The organism is Streptomyces sp. NPDC017890 (assembly GCF_044328675.1).
GTDB lineage: Bacteria > Actinomycetota > Actinomycetes > Streptomycetales > Streptomycetaceae > Streptomyces.
Map to the genome: position 1 here is coordinate 1 of NZ_JBIRHU010000019.1, position 14,990 is coordinate 14,990.

The following is a 14,990-nucleotide window of genomic DNA, read 5'->3' on the forward strand; positions in this document are numbered from 1 at the left end:
GCCTCGTCGACGGCGAACTCGGCTCCAAGGTCCTCGCCGACGTGGCGGCCGTCCTCGAACAGCCCAAGCGCCTGCTCACCTGGACCTAGAGCCGGACGCCCCGCCCTCGCGGCGGGCCGGGCCACCGGCCCGGGGCCCTTCCGCGAGGGCGAGGACGCCTGCCTGCTGAACTCCGGGCTCACAGTCTCCGGAGTCCGTCAGAACTGCAGGGCCCAGGTGTCGATCCGCCCGGTGTCCTGCGACGCGTTGTCGCCGACCCGCAGCTTCCACGTGCCGTTCGCGGTCTCCGAGGAGGCGTTCACGGTGTACGTGGTGTTGATGTCGTTCGCGCTGCCGCCGGTGCCGTACGGCTTCAGTGTGTACGCCGTGCCGTCCGGGGCGACGAGCTGGACCTGGAGGTCACCGATGTAGCTGTGGACGATGCCCACCTCGACCAGGAGCGCCGAGGGCGCGTTGCCCGGGACGCCGGAGACGGTCACCGGGGACTCGACGGTGGCGTTGTCCCGGATGGTGTAGTCGCCGGTGTTCTCGAAGCGGTCGCCCGGCGGGGGCGTGGTGCCGCCGTCGCCGACGTACAGCAGCCGGTTGGGCGAGCCGCTGCCCGGGTTCGAGACGACGCCGCTGGTGGCGGCGGACGTCAGCGCGGACGCGACCTGGGCGGGGGTGGCCGAGGGGTTGTCGGCCAGGTGCAGCGCGGCGGCGCCGGCGACGTGCGGGCTCGCCATGGACGTACCGGAGATGGTGTTGGTGGCCGAGTCTCCGGTGCTCCAGGCCGAGGTGATGGAGGAGCCCGGCGCGAACAGGTCGAGGACCGTACCGTAGTTGGAGTACGAGGCACGAGCGTCGCTCGACGTGGTGGCGCCGACCGTGATCGCCTCCGTCACCCGGGCCGGGGACTTCGTGGAGGCGTTGGTGGACTCGTTGCCGGCCGCGACGGCGAAGGTGATGCCGGAGGCGATGGCGCCCCGGACGGCCGCGTCCAGGGCGCTGTCGGCGCCGCCGCCGAGGGACATGTTGGCGACGGCCGGCTTGACGGCGTTGCGGGTGACCCAGTCGATACCGGCGACGACCTGCGCGGTGGTGCCGGAGCCGGAGTTGTCGAGCACCCGGACACCGACGACCTTCGCCTTCTTGGCGACGCCGTACGCGCCGCCCGCGACCGTGCCGGCGACGTGGGTGCCGTGGCCGTGGCCGTCCTGGGCGGTGTTGTCGTTGTCGATGGCGTCGTAGCCGTAGGAGGCCCGGCCGCCGAAGTCGCTGTGGGTGATCCGTACGCCGGTGTCGATGACGTACGCCGTCACGCCCTGCCCGGCGCTGTCCGGGTAGGTGTACGAGCGGTTCAGCGGCAGGTTCTGCTGATCGATGCGGTCCAGGCCCCAGGACGGCGGACTGGGCTGGGTGCCGGTGGCGTGGAAGGTGCGGTTCTGGACGACGGAGGCGACGGCCGGGTCGGCGGCGAGACGTTTCGCCTCGGTCTCGGAGGCGTCGACCTCGTAGCCGTTGAGGGCCTTGGTGTAGGTGCGCTCGATGTCGGCGCCGTACTTCTTCGCCACGGCGCGGCCCTCGGCGGAGCCGGACCTCGCCTCGTCGGCCTTCAGGGTCACGATGTAGCTGCCGGCGACCGCGTTCGCCGCGTCCTGGTACTGGACGTGGCCCTCCGCGGCGGCCGGGGCGGCGCCCGCGGGGAGCGCGGAGACGAGGCTCGCGGCGAGGGCCGCGGTGGCCGCGGCGCTGACGGCGGCCAGTCTTCGCCGGGTGGTGCGGTGGGGGTGCTGACGCAGCACTGCCATGTGAGGGATCCTCCTCAGTCGGTGGTGCGTGGTGGGGTTCGTGCACGCCGAGCAGGCCGCCCTCGGACACGACCATGAGTCATGGGCATGTCAATCCGGGCGGCTTTTTGTGCGTCAGCCGAAAGATTGAGGCTTCCAGAGGAATTGCACAAGGGCCCTGCACGGATGTGCGGGCCCATGTGCCGTATGAGCGATCCGCTCGCCTGCCTGCTTCCTGACCCGTCGTTCAGTCCCCGAAGGCGGTGGCCCGGGTGCGCTTCTCCCACGCCTCGACGTCCTCGCGGACCTGGTCGAGGTGGCCGAGGACCGCGCTGACACCGTCGTCGCCGAGCGGCAGACGCAGCGGGGTGTGCTCGGCCGCCAGTGCGGCGAGGACGAGCGCCGCCGCCTTGGCGGGGTCCCCGGGCTGGTTGCCGTCGCCGCCGGAGACGAGCCCGCGGGTCTCGCTCACCTTGGCGTACACGCCGCTGTCCGCGCTCATCCCGGCGCTGCCGGCCCCGAACAGGCCGGTGCGGAAGGCGCCCGGCTCGACGATCAGCACCTTGATGCCGAACTCCCGCACCTCGTCCGCGAGCCCCTCGGACATGCCCTCCAGCGCGAACTTCGTGCCGCTGTACGCCGAGAAGCCCGCGAAGGACAACTGCCCGCCCATGCTGCTCATCTGCACGATCGCACCCGAGCGACGCTCCCGCATGTGCGGCAGTACCGCCCGCGTCAGCGCGGCCGGCCCGAAGACGTGCACGTCGAACAGGGCACGCAGCTCGTCCTCGCCCGTCTCCTCGAAGGCGCCGACGTGCGTGCGGCCCGCGTTGTTGACGAGTACGTCGACCCTGCCGTGCCGCTCCACCACGTCCCGTACGGCGGCCTGTGCGGCGGCCGTGTCGGCGACGTCCAGGCGCAGCGCCTCCATCTGGTCGGGGTGGGCGGCCACGAGACCGGCGAGCGCCTCGGGGCGCCGTGCCGCACCGACGACCACGTCACCGTCGGCCAGGGCAGCCTCGGCGATCGCCCGCCCGAAACCACTGCTCGCACCGGTGATCAGCCACACCTTGTTCATGTCGACTCCCTCGCGACTCGAGTCCGCTCAACCGCCAACCACCTTGCTCCACAAGCCGGTTGTCCGTCCAAGACTTTCGGTGATAACCAACGGGCATGACGACGGACGTACATGTGCGGGAGCTGCGCTACTTCGTGGCGGTGGCCGAGGAACTGCACTTCACGCGGGCGGCCGGGCGCCTGTACGTGTCCCAGCCCGCGCTGAGCAAGCAGATCCGGGTGCTGGAGCGCCGTCTTGGGGCCGAACTGTTCCACCGGGAGCCGCAGACGGTGACCCTCACCGAGGCGGGCACGGCACTGCTGCCGCACGCCCGAAGCGTGCTGGCCGACTGGGAGCGGGGCGCGGCGGCGGTGGAGGCGACCGTGGCGGCGCGGCGCGGCACCCTGGTGGTCGGCATGAGCACCAGCCCCGGACGCGGTGGCCTGCTGCCCGCGATCCGCTCCCGCTTCACGGCGGCCCACCCCCAGGCGCTCGTACGACTGCGGCAGGTGAGCTGGGAGGACCCGACCGCGGGCCTGGCCGACGGCACGGCCGACGTCTCCTACGTGTGGCTGCCCGTGCCCGACGCCGACCGCTACGCGTGGCACGTGGTCGCCGAGGAGCCCCGCCTGGTCGCCCTCCCCGAGACCCACCCCCTGGCGGCCCGCCCGGAACTCGACTTCGCGGACCTGGCCGACGAACCGTTCCTGGCCCTGCCGCCGGAGGCGGGCGTCCTGCGCGACTTCTGGCTGGCACTGGACGAACGGCGCGCGCTGGCCGGACCCGCCGCCCGCCCGCCACGCGTCGGCGCGGAGATCTCCGGCACGGAGGAGACGTACGAGGCCCTCGTGGCCGGCCTCGGCGTCTGCCTCGTGGCCACGGGCAACGCACCGCTCATCACCCTGGGCGGCGTGACCACCCGCCCGGTCCGCGGACTGGCCCCCAGCCGCTACGTCCTCGCGTGGCGCCGGGAGGACGAGGGGCGGGCGCTGGTGCGGGAGTACGTGGAGGCTTGCCGGCGCGTGGTGGGCCCGGGGCCGGGAACCGCTGGGCCCGGCTGAGCACACGTGCCGGGGTCCGAGGTTCTCCCGGAAGGCGTTTCCCCACAGGTCCCCGCAGGCCGATGACCCGCACGCGCCACCCACACGGCTCGGCCGTGTCGTCGGCATCCGACGTGAGCACCACCACCGCCATCCGCGCCTACGACACCAGCCCGGTCCGGTCTGCGACCGAGCCGCCCGCAGCCCGCCGGCCTTCCGCTCGTCTAGTGCGCACGGCGCCGGAACAGAGCCCCGGCCGCCGCCGTCGACACCACCGTGATCCCCGCGCACCACGCCAGCGCCAGCCACGGGTCGTCGCCCACTCGCCGGTCGAGGAGCAGACCGCGCATGGACTCGATCACCGGTGTCAGCGGCTGGTGTTCGGCGAGGCCGCGGAGCCAGGACGGCATCGTGTCGATCTGCACGAAGCCGCTGGACGGGTACGGCAGGAAGGCGATGAAGAAGGTGAATCCCGCCGCGGCCTCCGGGGACCTGGCGATCAGGCCGACCACCGCCGACAGCCACGACAGCGCGACGATGTAGCAGACCAGCACCCCGATCGCCGCGCACCACCCGGCCGCCGACGCCTGGGGACGGAAGCCGATCGCGGCGGCCACCCCGAAGACGACGGCGGTGGCGGCGAGGTTGCGCACCACCGAGGCCGCGACATGTCCGGCCAGAATCGCCGTACCGCCGACGTCCATGGACCGGAAGCGGTCGATGATCCCGCTGTGCATGTCGTTCGCGACGCTCATCGCGGTGTTGCCGGCGCCGAAGCCGGCGCAGAGCACGAGCACGCCCGGGACCACGTACTGCACGTACGTCCCGCCGGTCTCGATCGCCCCGCCGAAGAAGTAGACGAAGACCAGCATCAGCATCACCGGCATCGCGAGCGCGGCGATCAGCGCGTCGGGTGTACGGGCGCTGAGGCGGACGGACCGGCCGGTCATGGTGAGGGCGTCAGACATGGGCGGGCTCCTTGGGCTCGTCACGGCGCGTGCTGTCCGTGAGGGCCATGAAGACGTCGTCGAGGGTGGCGCCGTGGACGGCGAAGCGGGTGACGAGGCGGTGCTCCGGGTCGACGGCGTCGAGGAGTTCACGCACGTGGTCGGCGCGGCCGCTGGTGGACACCCCGAGCCGCAGGCCGTCCGGATCGCGCCGTACGACGAGGTCGCCGAGCAACCGCTCGGCGGTTCGGTACGCCTCGGGGCCGGCGAGAGTCAGATCCAGCCGCTCGCCCGCCACCCGCCGCTTCAGCTCCTCGGCCGTACCCTCGGCGACGATCAGCCCGCCGTCGATCAGCGCGATCCGGTCGGCGAGGCGGTCGGCCTCCTCCAGGTACTGCGTGGTGAGGAAGACCGTCACCCCGGAGTCCGCCAGCCCGGCGACCAGCTCCCACACCTCCTGCCGGCTGCGCGGGTCGAGCCCGGTGGTCGGCTCGTCGAGGAAGACGACGACCGGCTCGCCGACGAGCGAGGCGGCCAGGTCGAGGCGTCGCCGCATGCCTCCGGAGTACGTGCTCACGCGCCGGCGCGCGGCGTCGGCGAGCCGGAAACGGGCGAGCAGCTCGTCGGCGCGGGTGCGGGCGGCGGCGCGTGAGAGGCCGGCGAGCCGCGCCATCATGCGGAGGTTCTCGACGCCGGTGAGCTCCTGGTCGAGGGCGGCGTACTGGCCGGTGAGGCTGATCGTCCGGCGGACCGCGGACCGCTCGGTGACGATGTCGCGCCCGCCGATGCGGGCCTCGCCGGCGTCCGCGGCGAGGAGGGTGGCGAGGATCCGGACGGTGGTGGTCTTGCCGGCGCCGTTGGGCCCGAGCAGGGCGAAGACGGTGCCGGGGGCGATGGCGAGGTCGATCCCGCGCAGGACCCCGACGTCTCCGAAGGACTTGGCGAGGCCGCGGGCCTCGATGGCGGATGGGCTCTCCACGCTGACTCCTTGCCGACTCTTCTGCGTATGCTGTACGCGCTACTGCGTAGAACATACACGGTACTGCGTATGTCATAAACTCGCCTACCATGCAGAGCGAAATCCCGGAACGGTCCCCGGAGCCCTTCCCCGCGAGCCTCGAGGTCGCCTGGGGCCTGCGCGAGCGCCCGCACAAGGGCCCGAAGCGCGGCCTGACCCTGGACGGCATCGTGACGGCGGCGATCGCGGTGGCGGATGCCGAGGGGATCGAGGCGGTGTCGATGAGCCGGGTGGCCAAGGAGATCGGCGCCTCGACGATGGCGCTGTATCGGTACGTGTCGACCAAGGACGAGCTCGTCATGCTGATGGTCGACGCGGCGATCGGCCCGCCGGTGCCGCTGCCGGAGACCTCCGAGGGCGACTGGCGGGCGGGACTGGAGCACTGGGCGACGGCGATGCGCGATTCCCTGCTCACGCACCTGTGGACGGTCCCGCTGCTGGCGGCACACGGCCCGCCGGTGACGCCGAACCAACTGGCCTGGCTGGACCAGTGCATGGCGGCGCTCGCGCACACGCGCCTCGGCCACGGCGAGAAGGTCGCGGTGGCACTGCTGATCAGCGGCCAGGTGCGGGGCGAGCTGAGCATCCGGTCGCTGCTGCACCAGGACCCGGAGGGGTCGGCGGGGCGGATGGCGGGCTACGGGAAGTTCCTGCGCCGGGTGACGGAGAGCGGTCGGCTTCCGGCACTGGCGCAGGCGGTGGCGGACGGCGCCTTCGACGACTTGGACGCGGATACGGCTCCTACGGCCGACGACTTCGACGACTTCGCCTTCGGACTCGCGCGGGCGCTGGATGGAGTAGCGGCGTACCTGGGGGAGTGAGGGGGGCCGGTCTCCTCGGGGCGGCCCAGAAGTCGCGAAGAGGACGCCGCTCGCGAACTCCCCCGCCGCCCGGCCCTGAACAGGCACGTCCCAGCACGGACAGACGCGGGACGATCTCGTGGGGCGACCGCCGCACCGATCGTTGCACTTGTGCCCATGCGTGGGGAAAACCCCCGGCCCGTGTCCACCGGTCGGTGGACACGAGGTTCAACCTGCCGGTCCTCATGCCACCCCTGGCCTCGCGGCCAGCATCGATGTCATGACCAACATCTCCGTGAGGATGGCGCGCTGGAGCGCCCTCCGCCCCTGGCGGGCGATCATCGGCTGGCTCCTCTTCGTGGTGCTGTGCCTCGGCGCAGGGATCACGGCCGGAACCCACCAGGCGACCACCGAGGACTACTGGGTCGGTCAGGCCGGCCGGGCCGAGCAGCTGGCGACCGAGGCCGGGCTGCAGCGCAAGCCGGTCGAGCACGTCACGATCCGCGGCGGCGACGGCGCCGAGGCCGCGGCCCGGGACGTCGCCGCGCGGATGGCGAAGCTGCCGGAAGTCGAGAGCGTCGCCGACCCGGTGCGCTCGCGCGACGGCGACACCGTCCGTGTGTCGGTGACCCTCAAGGGCCCCGAGCTGGAGGGCAGGAAGAACGTCGTCCCGCTGCTGGCGGAGACCGAAAAGGTGGCGAAGGCCCGCCCTGGTCTGGAGATCGAGGAGACCGGCTCCCCCGCGATCAGCAAGGGCGTCAACGACCAGCGCGACGAGGACCTCGCCCTCTCGGAGCGGATCTCGCTGCCGGTCACGCTGATCACGCTGCTGGTCGTCTTCGGCTCGGCGGTGATGGCCGGGGTACCGCTGCTGCTGGCGCTGACCTCGATCGCCGCGGCGATGGGCCTCAACATGCTGGCCTCGCACCTGATCCCGGACGCGGGCGTGGGCACGAACCTGATCCTCCTGATCGGCCTGGCGGTCGGCGTCGACTACACGCTCTTCTACCTCAAGCGGGAGCGCGAGGAACGGGCACGCGCGGGCGGGCGGCTCACGTCACAGGCGCTGGTGGAGCTGGCGGCGGCGACGGCCGGGCGGTCGATCGTGATCTCCGGACTCGCGGTGATCGCGTCCACGGCCACCCTCTACCTCGCCACCGACGTGATCTTCTCTTCGCTCGCCACGGGCACCGTCCTGGTCGTCGCCGTGGCGGTGGCGAGCTCGCTGACCGTGCTGCCGGCGCTGCTGGTGAAGCTCGGCCGGCGCACCGAGCGCCGGGCCGCGCGGCGGGCACGGAAGGGCAAGGCGCCGCGTGCCGAACGGGCCGAGACCGGACGGTTCTTCGCCGCCCTGCTGCGGCCCGCGCGGCGGCACCCGGCGGCGACGCTGGTCGTCTCCGTACTCGCGCTGCTGGCGCTGGCGGCGCCCGTGCTGCAGATGAAGCTGATCGACCCGGGCCGGGACACCTTCTCCCGCGACATCCCTGCCATGCAGGCGTACGACCGGCTGACCGCGGACTTTCCCGAGCTGCTGGTGAAGCACGAGGTGGTGGTGCGGAACGCGCCCGGGCAGGAGGACGAGGCACGGCGGGCGCTGACCGAGCTGGACGAGCGCGCGCGGGCGGACGCACTCTTCGCGAAGCACGCCGCGTCCTCGCTGCGCACCTCCGCGGACGGCCGTACCAGTGTTCTGGAGCTGTCCGTGCCGCACCCCGCCCAGGCCGACGAGGCGGTCCGGTCGCTGGAGCGGCTGCGGGACGTCCACATCCCGGCCACCACCGGGGAGCTGCGGGGCGCCGAGACCGCCGTCAGCGGTGATGTCGCGCGCGGTCAGGACTATGTGCACCACGAGCGCGGCAAGCTGCCGTTGCTGCTCGGCGCGCTGCTGCTGGTGACGTTCCTGATGACGGTGTGGGCGTTCCGCTCGGTGGTGATCGGCCTCCTCGGCGTCGTACTGAACCTTCTCTCCGCGGCCGCCGCGCTCGGGCTGATGGTGGCGGTCTTCCAGGGAACCTGGGCGGAGACCCTGCTGGGCTTCGACTCGAACGGCGCGATCGCGTCCCGGGTGCCACTGTTCCTCTTCGTGATCCTCTTCGGACTCTCGATGGACTACCAGGTGTTCGTGGTCAGCCGGATCCAGGAGGCTCGGCAGCGCGGTCTCTCCTCCCGCGAGGCGGTGCTGGACGGCATCGGGAAGTCGGCGAAGGTGGTCACCAGCGCGGCGATCGTCATGGTCACGGTCTTCGGCGGCTTCGTCGCCCTGCACCTGGCGGAGATGAAGCAGATGGGCTTCTGCCTCGCGGTTGCGGTGCTGCTGGACGCGGTGGTGATCCGGATGATGGTGCTGCCGGCCGCGCTGCTGCTGCTCGACGACCGGGCGTGGTGGCCGTCGCGCCGGGCCGCGGCCCGCGTCGCGCGGACCGAGCCGGCCGTGCCCGTAGGCTGACGCGGCATGAGCAGCGAACCGCAGCAGCCCGAGGACGCCATCGGCATACGCGGGCTCAGCCGCTGGTACGACGCCTGCTGGGTGTTCCTCGGGCTGGCCCCCTCGGCCATCGCCCTGCACGACGGCGGCCGGAGGGGCTGGTTGTCGGCGGCGGTACTCGCCGTACTCGGCGTGAGCTATGGGCTGCTGCGGCTGTGGCCGGGCGACCGGCCGGTGCGACCGCTCGTCTTCCTGTGGCTGCTGATCCCCGCGCTCGGAGCGATGGCGGCGCTGCCGGGCGGCGGAGCGGCGCTGCTGATCGTGTCGCTGCCGATGTTCTGGATCTACGCGGACGGGCCCCGCCGCGCGGTCGCGCTCAGCGGCGTGGCCACCGCCGCCACCGTCCTCGGCGGCGTCGCCGACCAGGGCTGGAGCCCTGACTTCCGCACCGGCAACGCCACCGCCGCCCTCATCGGCTACGCCACGGGCTCGCTGCTCGGGCTCTGGCTGCACCACATCACCACCCGCAACGACGCTCGCGCCGAACGGCTGAGCGTCGAACTCGAGGACGCCCAGCGGAGGTTGGCGCAGGCACACCGCCGCGAGGGCGCCGCCGCGGAGCGCGAGCGGCTGGCGCGGGAGATCCACGACACGCTCGCGCAGGGCTTCGCCTCCATCGTGGTGCTGACGGAGGCGGCCCGTACCTCGCTGGAGTCCGACCCGGCGCGCGGGGCGCAGCAGTTGCGCTCCATCGAGCAGACCGCCCGCGAGAACCTGGCGGAGGCCCGCGCCCTGGTCGGCTCGGCCCCGCGGACCGGCGCGTCCGCCGACGCGCTGCGCCGCACCCTGGAGCGCTTCACCGAGGACACCGGCATCCCGGTGGCGGCCGAGCTGCCCGAGCACGGCCTCGAGCTCGACCAGACCACCCGCATCGCCCTGCTGCGCTGCACCCAGGAGTCCCTGGCCAACGTCCGCAAGCACGCCGCCGCCACCGCCGTCGGCATCGTGCTCGGCGTCGGCCCCGACGCGGTCGAGCTCGAGATCACCGACGACGGCCGTGGCTTCCGCGTCGACGACGCGAGCGGCTTCGGCCTGGACGGCATGCGCCGAAGGCTCGCCGAACTCGGCGGCGAGCTCACGGTCACCAGCTCCCCCGGCGACGGCACCCGCGTCCTCGCCGTACTCCCCGCGACAGGTCAGGAGTGACATGACGGACGAGCCCAAGCTGCGCATCCTCGTGGCCGACGACCACACCGTCATGCGCTCCGGACTGGTGGCCCTGCTCTCCGCGGAGCCGTCCATCGAGATCGTCGGCGAGGCCGGCGACGGCCGCGCGGCGGTGTCCCTGGTCGGCGAGGTACGGCCGGACGTGGTGCTGCTCGACCTGCGGATGCCGGTGCTCGACGGGGTCGGCGCCACGCAGCGGATCGTGGCGGAGCACCCCGGCAGCCGGGTACTGATCCTCACCACGTACGACACCGACGCCGAGATCGAACGCGCGGTGGAGGCCGGCGCGACCGGCTATCTGCTGAAGGACGCCACCCGGGAGCGCCTGGTGGAGGCGATCCACGCGGCCCACCGCGGCGAGACGGTGCTGGCGCCGCGGGTCGCCCAGCGGCTGATGGCGCGGATGCGCCGACCGGCGCCGGTGGAACTGACCGGCCGAGAGGTGGACGTACTGACCGCGGTCGCCGACGGCCTGTCGAACGCGCAGATCGGCGAGCGCCTCTTCATCGCCGAGGCGACGGTGAAGACCCACCTGCTACGGGTCTTCGCCAAGCTCGACGTCAGCGACCGCACCCGGGCCGTGGTGGTGGCGATGGAGCAGGGCCTGCTGCGGCGGACGGGCACGTGACGCTCGGGGCGGCGTCCACTGCGAGGGCCGCGGTACAACAAATGACAGCAAATCCCAGCACCACCCCGGCGGGAAAAGACCAAAGGGCCCGACTCCAAAGAGCCGGACCCTACTGACCAGCACGTTCGCCGGATCAGCGACGTGGTGACAGCTCAGCCGCTACACGTTGAAGCGGAACTCCACCACGTCCCCGTCCTGCATCACGTAGTCCTTGCCCTCCATGCGCGCCTTGCCCTTCGCGCGGGCCTCCGCCACCGAACCCGTGGCGACCAGGTCGTCGAAGGAGATGACCTCGGCCTTGATGAAGCCCTTCTGGAAGTCGGTGTGGATGACACCGGCGGCCTCGGGGGCGGTGGCGCCCTTCTTGATGGTCCAGGCGCGGGATTCCTTGGGGCCGGCCGTGAGGTAGGTCTGCAGGCCGAGGGTGTTGAAGCCGACGTGGGCGAGGGTGGCGAGGCCGGGCTCCTCCTGGCCGACGGACTGGAGGAGCTCGAGGGCCTCGTCCTCTTCCAGCTCGGCGAGGTCCGCCTCCAGCTTGGCGTTGAGGAAGATCGCCTCGGCGGGGGCGACCAGGGCGCGCTGCTCGTCCTTGAAGGCCTCGTCGGTCAGCTCGTCCTCGTCGACGTTGAAGACGTAGAGGAAGGGCTTGGTGGTGAGGAGGTGGAGATCGTGGAGGAGCTCGGCGCGCTCGCTGCCCTGGAGGATGCCGTGGGCGAAGAGCGTGTCGCCCTTCTCCAGGATCTCCTTGGCCTCCTCGACCACCTTGACCTTGGGAGCCACGTCCTTCTTGATCCGGGACTCCTTCTGGAGGCGCGGGAGGACCTTCTCGATGGTCTGGAGGTCGGCGAGGATCAGCTCGGTGTTGATCGTCTCGATGTCGTCCTTGGGCGAGACCTTGCCGTCGACGTGGACGACGTTCTCGTCCTTGAAGGCGCGGATGACCTGGCAGATCGCGTCGGACTCGCGGATGTTGGCGAGGAACTTGTTGCCCAGGCCCTCACCCTCGCTCGCGCCGCGCACGATGCCCGCGATGTCGACGAAGTCGACCGTCGCCGGGAGGACCTTCTCCGAGGAGAAGATCTCGGCCAGCTTCGTCAGGCGGGGGTCCGGGACGCCCACGACGCCGACGTTGGGCTCGATCGTGGCGAACGGGTAGTTGGCCGCGAGCACGTCGTTCTTGGTCAGGGCGTTGAACAGGGTCGACTTGCCGACATTGGGCAGACCGACGATTCCGATCGTGAGCGACACGTTGCGACTTCCCGTACGTGAGGATGCGGAGGGGTGGGGCGGGCCAGGCAAGGGCCGATCCACCAGTCTACGGGGTGAGCGGTGCCCGCCCCGCGCGGTGTCGAACGCTTGGCCAAGCTGTGCCCCACGGCGTGTCTGTCGGGCTATTCGACACATAAACCGACCTAAGTTGGTCCAGTGGAGCAACACAGGACGCGACCTGCGCAGTACGGACCACGACGGGGCCGGGCGCCACTGCCCCCGCAGGGGCGGGGAGCGGGCGGCGCCGCGGTCGGGCAGCCCGTCGGAAAGCCGGTCGGGCGGCCCGTCGGAAAGCCGGTCGGAAAGCCGGTCGGAAAGCCGGTCGGAAAGCCGGTCGGGCAATCCGTCAGGCAGGCTGCGGGGGGCGGGACGCGGCGGCCGGCCGCCGTACGGCCGGCCAGGTCCGGGCCTCTGGTGCGGCGTGCCGTGTACGCCCTGCGATCCCTGCGCACCGTGGGCACGGCGCGCTCCCTGCGCACCGTGCGCTCCCTGTCCTCCCTGTCCTCCCTGTCAGGGATGCGCGGGGTGCCGAACCCCCGGCTGACCGGGCTGGGCAGCGGCCTGCTCTGCGCGGCGGTGATGCTCGTGCTCGGCTTCCTCGACCGGCTGCTGTTCGGCGCGTCCCTGACGGTGTACGGCGTGCTGTTCCTGCCGGTGTCCCTGCTCACCGCGCTCGGGGTGCGCAAGGGCGACCTGCTGACCGCACCCGTCGTCGTGCCGATCGCCTTCGCCGTGGGCCTGGTGGCCGTCGCCGGGAGCGGCAACGCGTCGGGAGGGTGGCTGACGGGGCTGGTGACGGCGCTGGCCACCGAGGCGGGCTGGCTGTACGGCGGGACCCTGGTCGCGGGATCGACCGTGATCGTCCGGAGGGTCCGGCTGCTGCGCCACCGGGCCGACGCCGCCCGGAACCGCCCGCCGGTGTGAGGGCGAACGGTTCGGGCACGGTTGCGGGCGGCCGGCGCGCCGGCCCACGAGGGCTGGTTCAGTCCGCGGCCTGCCGGCCGGCCGCCTCCGCCGCCCGCATCGCCGCCCCCACGATCCCCGCGTTGTTCTGGAGCTGCGCGGGGACGATCTCCGCCTGGACGCCCTCGATGTAGTGCAGGAACTTGTGCGCCTTGCGGCTGACCCCGCCGCCGATGACGAACAGGTCGGGTGAGAACAGCATCTCGACGTGGGCGAGGTAGCGCTGCACACGGTGGGCCCAGTGCTCCCAGGACAGGTCGTGGTCGTCCTTGACCTTGCTGGAGGCGCGCTTCTCCGCGTCGTGCCCGTCCAGCTCCAGGTGGCCCAGCTCGCTGTTGGGGACGAGCACGCCGTCGGTGAAGACGGCGCTGCCGATGCCGGTGCCGAAGGTGAGGAGGATGGTCGTGCCCTTGCGGTCACGGCCGGCGCCGAAGCGCATCTCGGCGACGCCCGCTGCGTCCGCGTCGTTGACGACCGTGACGTCGAGTCCGCCCAGCCGCTCCCCGAACAGGGCACGCGCGTCCGTGTCGATCCAGCTCTTGTCGACGTTGGCCGCGGTGCGGACCGTGGCACCGCCCGTGACCACGCCCGGAAAGGTGAGCCCGACCGGTCCCCGCCAGCCGAAGTGCTCGACGACCTGCTTCACCCCGTCGGCCACGCCGTCGGGGGTCGCCGGATGCGGGGTCAGTACCTTGCAGCGCTCCTGGGCCAGGTCGCCCCTGTCGAGGTCCACAGGGGCGCCCTTGATCCCGGATCCGCCGATGTCCACGCCGAAGATCTGCATGGCACCACGTTACGACGGACGATGGACGGTCACGCCCCGGCCGTACCCGACCCGCCCCGCTCCGCCACCAGGGACGCCGCCTCCTCGCGCAGGTCGCGGCGGAGCTCCTTGGGCAGCGAGAAGATGATCGACTCCTCGGCGGCCTTGACGATCTCCACGTCCTCGAAGCCGCGCTGCGACAGCCACTCCAGGACCTGCTCGACCAGCACGTCCGGGACGGAGGCGCCGGAGGTGACACCGACGGTGGTGACGCCCTCCAGCCAGGACTCGTCGATCTCGTCGGCGAAGTCCACCAGGTACGCCTCGCGGGAGCCGGCCTGCTTGGCGACCTCGACGAGGCGCTTGGAGTTGGAGGAGTTGCGGGAACCGACGACGATCACCAGGTCGGCCTCGGCGCCCATCTGCTTCACGGCGAGCTGGCGGTTCTGCGTGGCGTAGCAGATGTCGTCGCTCGGCGGGGAGATGAGCTGCGGGAACTTGTCCTTCAGCGCGTCGACGGTCTCCATGGTCTCGTCGACGGAGAGGGTGGTCTGGGAGAGCCAGACGACCTTCGACGGGTCGCGGACCTCGACCTTGGCGACGTCCTCGGGGCCGTCGACGAGCTGGATGTGGTCGGGGGCCTCGCCGGAGGTCCCGATGACCTCCTCGTGGCCCTCATGGCCGATCAGGAGGATGTCGTAGTCGTCGTTGGCGAAGCGGACGGCTTCCTTGTGCACCTTGGTGACGAGCGGGCAGGTGGCGTCGATGGTGGCGAGCTTGCCGCGCTCGGCCTCCTCGTGGACGACGGGGGCCACGCCGTGCGCGGAGAACATGACGATGTTCCCCGGGGGGACCTCCTCCGTCTGCTCGACGAAGACGGCGCCCTTCTTCTCCAGGGTCTGGACGACGTACTTGTTGTGGACGATCTCGTGCCGGACGTAGACCGGAGCCCCGTACTGCTCCAGGGCTTTCTCGACGGCGATCACGGCGCGGTCCACACCCGCGCAGTAGCCACGGGGGGCGGCGAGCAGGACACGGCGGCCAGGCGAAGCAGTCATGGCACCCATCGTAAGGGTGCGTTCGG

General features: G+C 71.9%; 14 protein-coding genes. 6 read left to right on the forward strand and 8 right to left on the reverse strand.

Going from position 1 to position 14,990, the window contains the following annotated elements; all coding sequences use genetic code 11:
- From ACH4F2_RS24305 to ACH4F2_RS24315, 3 genes are all read right to left on the reverse strand, one after another.
- The coding region (locus tag ACH4F2_RS24305) for a hypothetical protein (protein WP_398134842.1) at positions 1-182 on the reverse strand (182 nt) is incomplete at its 3' end.
- Positions 183-197: 15 nt separating this feature from the next.
- A complete protein-coding gene (locus ACH4F2_RS24310) occupies positions 198-1,790 on the reverse strand; it encodes a S8 family peptidase (protein WP_398134843.1) in 1,593 nt (530 codons plus the stop codon).
- A gap of 226 nt (positions 1,791-2,016) precedes the next feature.
- Positions 2,017-2,847 carry an oxidoreductase gene (locus ACH4F2_RS24315; protein ID WP_398134844.1) on the reverse strand — a complete coding sequence of 277 codons (831 nt, stop codon included), beginning with the start codon at positions 2,845-2,847 and terminating at the stop codon, positions 2,017-2,019.
- A gap of 95 nt (positions 2,848-2,942) precedes the next feature.
- Between ACH4F2_RS24315 and ACH4F2_RS24320 the strand changes: the two genes are divergently transcribed.
- A complete protein-coding gene (locus ACH4F2_RS24320; RefSeq protein WP_398134845.1) occupies positions 2,943-3,887 on the forward strand; it encodes a LysR family transcriptional regulator in 945 nt (314 codons plus the stop codon).
- Positions 3,888-4,090: 203 nt separating this feature from the next.
- Here ACH4F2_RS24320 and ACH4F2_RS24325 read toward each other — a convergent pair whose 3' ends face one another.
- Complete coding sequence (locus ACH4F2_RS24325; protein ID WP_398134846.1) at positions 4,091-4,834, reverse strand: ABC transporter permease; 744 nt, start codon at positions 4,832-4,834, stop codon at positions 4,091-4,093.
- Positions 4,827-5,792: an ATP-binding cassette domain-containing protein gene (locus tag ACH4F2_RS24330; RefSeq protein ID WP_398134847.1), complete on the reverse strand. Its 966-nt coding sequence runs from the start codon at positions 5,790-5,792 to the stop codon at positions 4,827-4,829. Before ACH4F2_RS24330 ends, ACH4F2_RS24325 begins: the two co-directional genes overlap by 8 nt.
- Positions 5,793-5,881: 89 nt before the next feature.
- Here ACH4F2_RS24330 and ACH4F2_RS24335 point away from each other — a divergent pair, with 89 nt between their 5' ends.
- The 4 genes from ACH4F2_RS24335 (at position 5,882) to ACH4F2_RS24350 (ending at position 10,911) form a co-directional block, all read left to right on the forward strand.
- A complete protein-coding gene (locus ACH4F2_RS24335) occupies positions 5,882-6,652 on the forward strand; it encodes a TetR/AcrR family transcriptional regulator (protein ID WP_398134848.1) in 771 nt (256 codons plus the stop codon).
- Positions 6,653-6,911: 259 nt separating this feature from the next.
- Positions 6,912-9,077 carry an MMPL family transporter gene (locus ACH4F2_RS24340; protein ID WP_398134849.1) on the forward strand — a complete coding sequence of 722 codons (2,166 nt, stop codon included), beginning with the start codon at positions 6,912-6,914 and terminating at the stop codon, positions 9,075-9,077.
- 6 nt (positions 9,078-9,083) lie between these two features.
- Positions 9,084-10,262: a histidine kinase gene (locus ACH4F2_RS24345; protein WP_398134850.1), complete on the forward strand. Its 1,179-nt coding sequence runs from the start codon at positions 9,084-9,086 to the stop codon at positions 10,260-10,262.
- A 1-nt stretch (position 10,263) separates the two neighbouring features.
- Entirely contained in the window at positions 10,264-10,911 is a 648-nt protein-coding gene (locus tag ACH4F2_RS24350; RefSeq protein ID WP_398134851.1) for a response regulator, read from the forward strand.
- Positions 10,912-11,070: 159 nt separating this feature from the next.
- Here ACH4F2_RS24350 and ychF read toward each other — a convergent pair whose 3' ends face one another.
- Positions 11,071-12,159, reverse strand: a complete 1,089-nt coding sequence (gene ychF, locus ACH4F2_RS24355; protein ID WP_361733924.1) for a redox-regulated ATPase YchF — start codon at positions 12,157-12,159, stop codon at positions 11,071-11,073.
- Positions 12,160-12,606: 447 nt separating this feature from the next.
- On the opposite strand from ychF, the gene ACH4F2_RS24360 reads away from it, so the two are divergent.
- Complete coding sequence (locus ACH4F2_RS24360) at positions 12,607-13,104, forward strand: DUF6542 domain-containing protein (protein WP_398134852.1); 498 nt, start codon at positions 12,607-12,609, stop codon at positions 13,102-13,104.
- 58 nt (positions 13,105-13,162) lie between these two features.
- Here the strand turns inward: ACH4F2_RS24360 and ppgK are convergent, their stop codons facing one another.
- Entirely contained in the window at positions 13,163-13,927 is a 765-nt protein-coding gene (ppgK, locus tag ACH4F2_RS24365) for a polyphosphate--glucose phosphotransferase (RefSeq protein WP_398134853.1), read from the reverse strand.
- Between the two features lie 29 nt (positions 13,928-13,956).
- Positions 13,957-14,973, reverse strand: coding sequence for a 4-hydroxy-3-methylbut-2-enyl diphosphate reductase (locus ACH4F2_RS24370; RefSeq protein ID WP_398134854.1), 1,017 nt, complete (start codon positions 14,971-14,973; stop codon positions 13,957-13,959).
- Positions 14,974-14,990 lie beyond the last annotated feature (17 nt).

What these genes read in the sequence shown, in the direction of transcription:
- ACH4F2_RS24335 (WP_398134848.1), top strand. Translation starts at nt 5,882, where the DNA reads ATGCAGAGCGAAATCCCGGAACGGTCCCCGGAGCCCTTCCCCGCGAGC.
- ACH4F2_RS24370 (WP_398134854.1), bottom strand. Translation starts at nt 14,973, where the DNA reads ATGGGTGCCATGACTGCTTCGCCTGGCCGCCGTGTCCTGCTCGCCGCC.
- ppgK (WP_398134853.1), bottom strand. Translation starts at nt 13,927, where the DNA reads ATGCAGATCTTCGGCGTGGACATCGGCGGATCCGGGATCAAGGGCGCC.
- ACH4F2_RS24325 (WP_398134846.1), bottom strand. Translation starts at nt 4,834, where the DNA reads ATGTCTGACGCCCTCACCATGACCGGCCGGTCCGTCCGCCTCAGCGCC.
- ACH4F2_RS24350 (WP_398134851.1), top strand. Translation starts at nt 10,264, where the DNA reads ATGACGGACGAGCCCAAGCTGCGCATCCTCGTGGCCGACGACCACACC.
- ACH4F2_RS24315 (WP_398134844.1), bottom strand. Translation starts at nt 2,847, where the DNA reads ATGAACAAGGTGTGGCTGATCACCGGTGCGAGCAGTGGTTTCGGGCGG.
- ACH4F2_RS24320 (WP_398134845.1), top strand. Translation starts at nt 2,943, where the DNA reads ATGACGACGGACGTACATGTGCGGGAGCTGCGCTACTTCGTGGCGGTG.
- ACH4F2_RS24345 (WP_398134850.1), top strand. Translation starts at nt 9,084, where the DNA reads ATGAGCAGCGAACCGCAGCAGCCCGAGGACGCCATCGGCATACGCGGG.
- ACH4F2_RS24310 (WP_398134843.1), bottom strand. Translation starts at nt 1,790, where the DNA reads ATGGCAGTGCTGCGTCAGCACCCCCACCGCACCACCCGGCGAAGACTG.
- ACH4F2_RS24340 (WP_398134849.1), top strand. Translation starts at nt 6,912, where the DNA reads ATGACCAACATCTCCGTGAGGATGGCGCGCTGGAGCGCCCTCCGCCCC.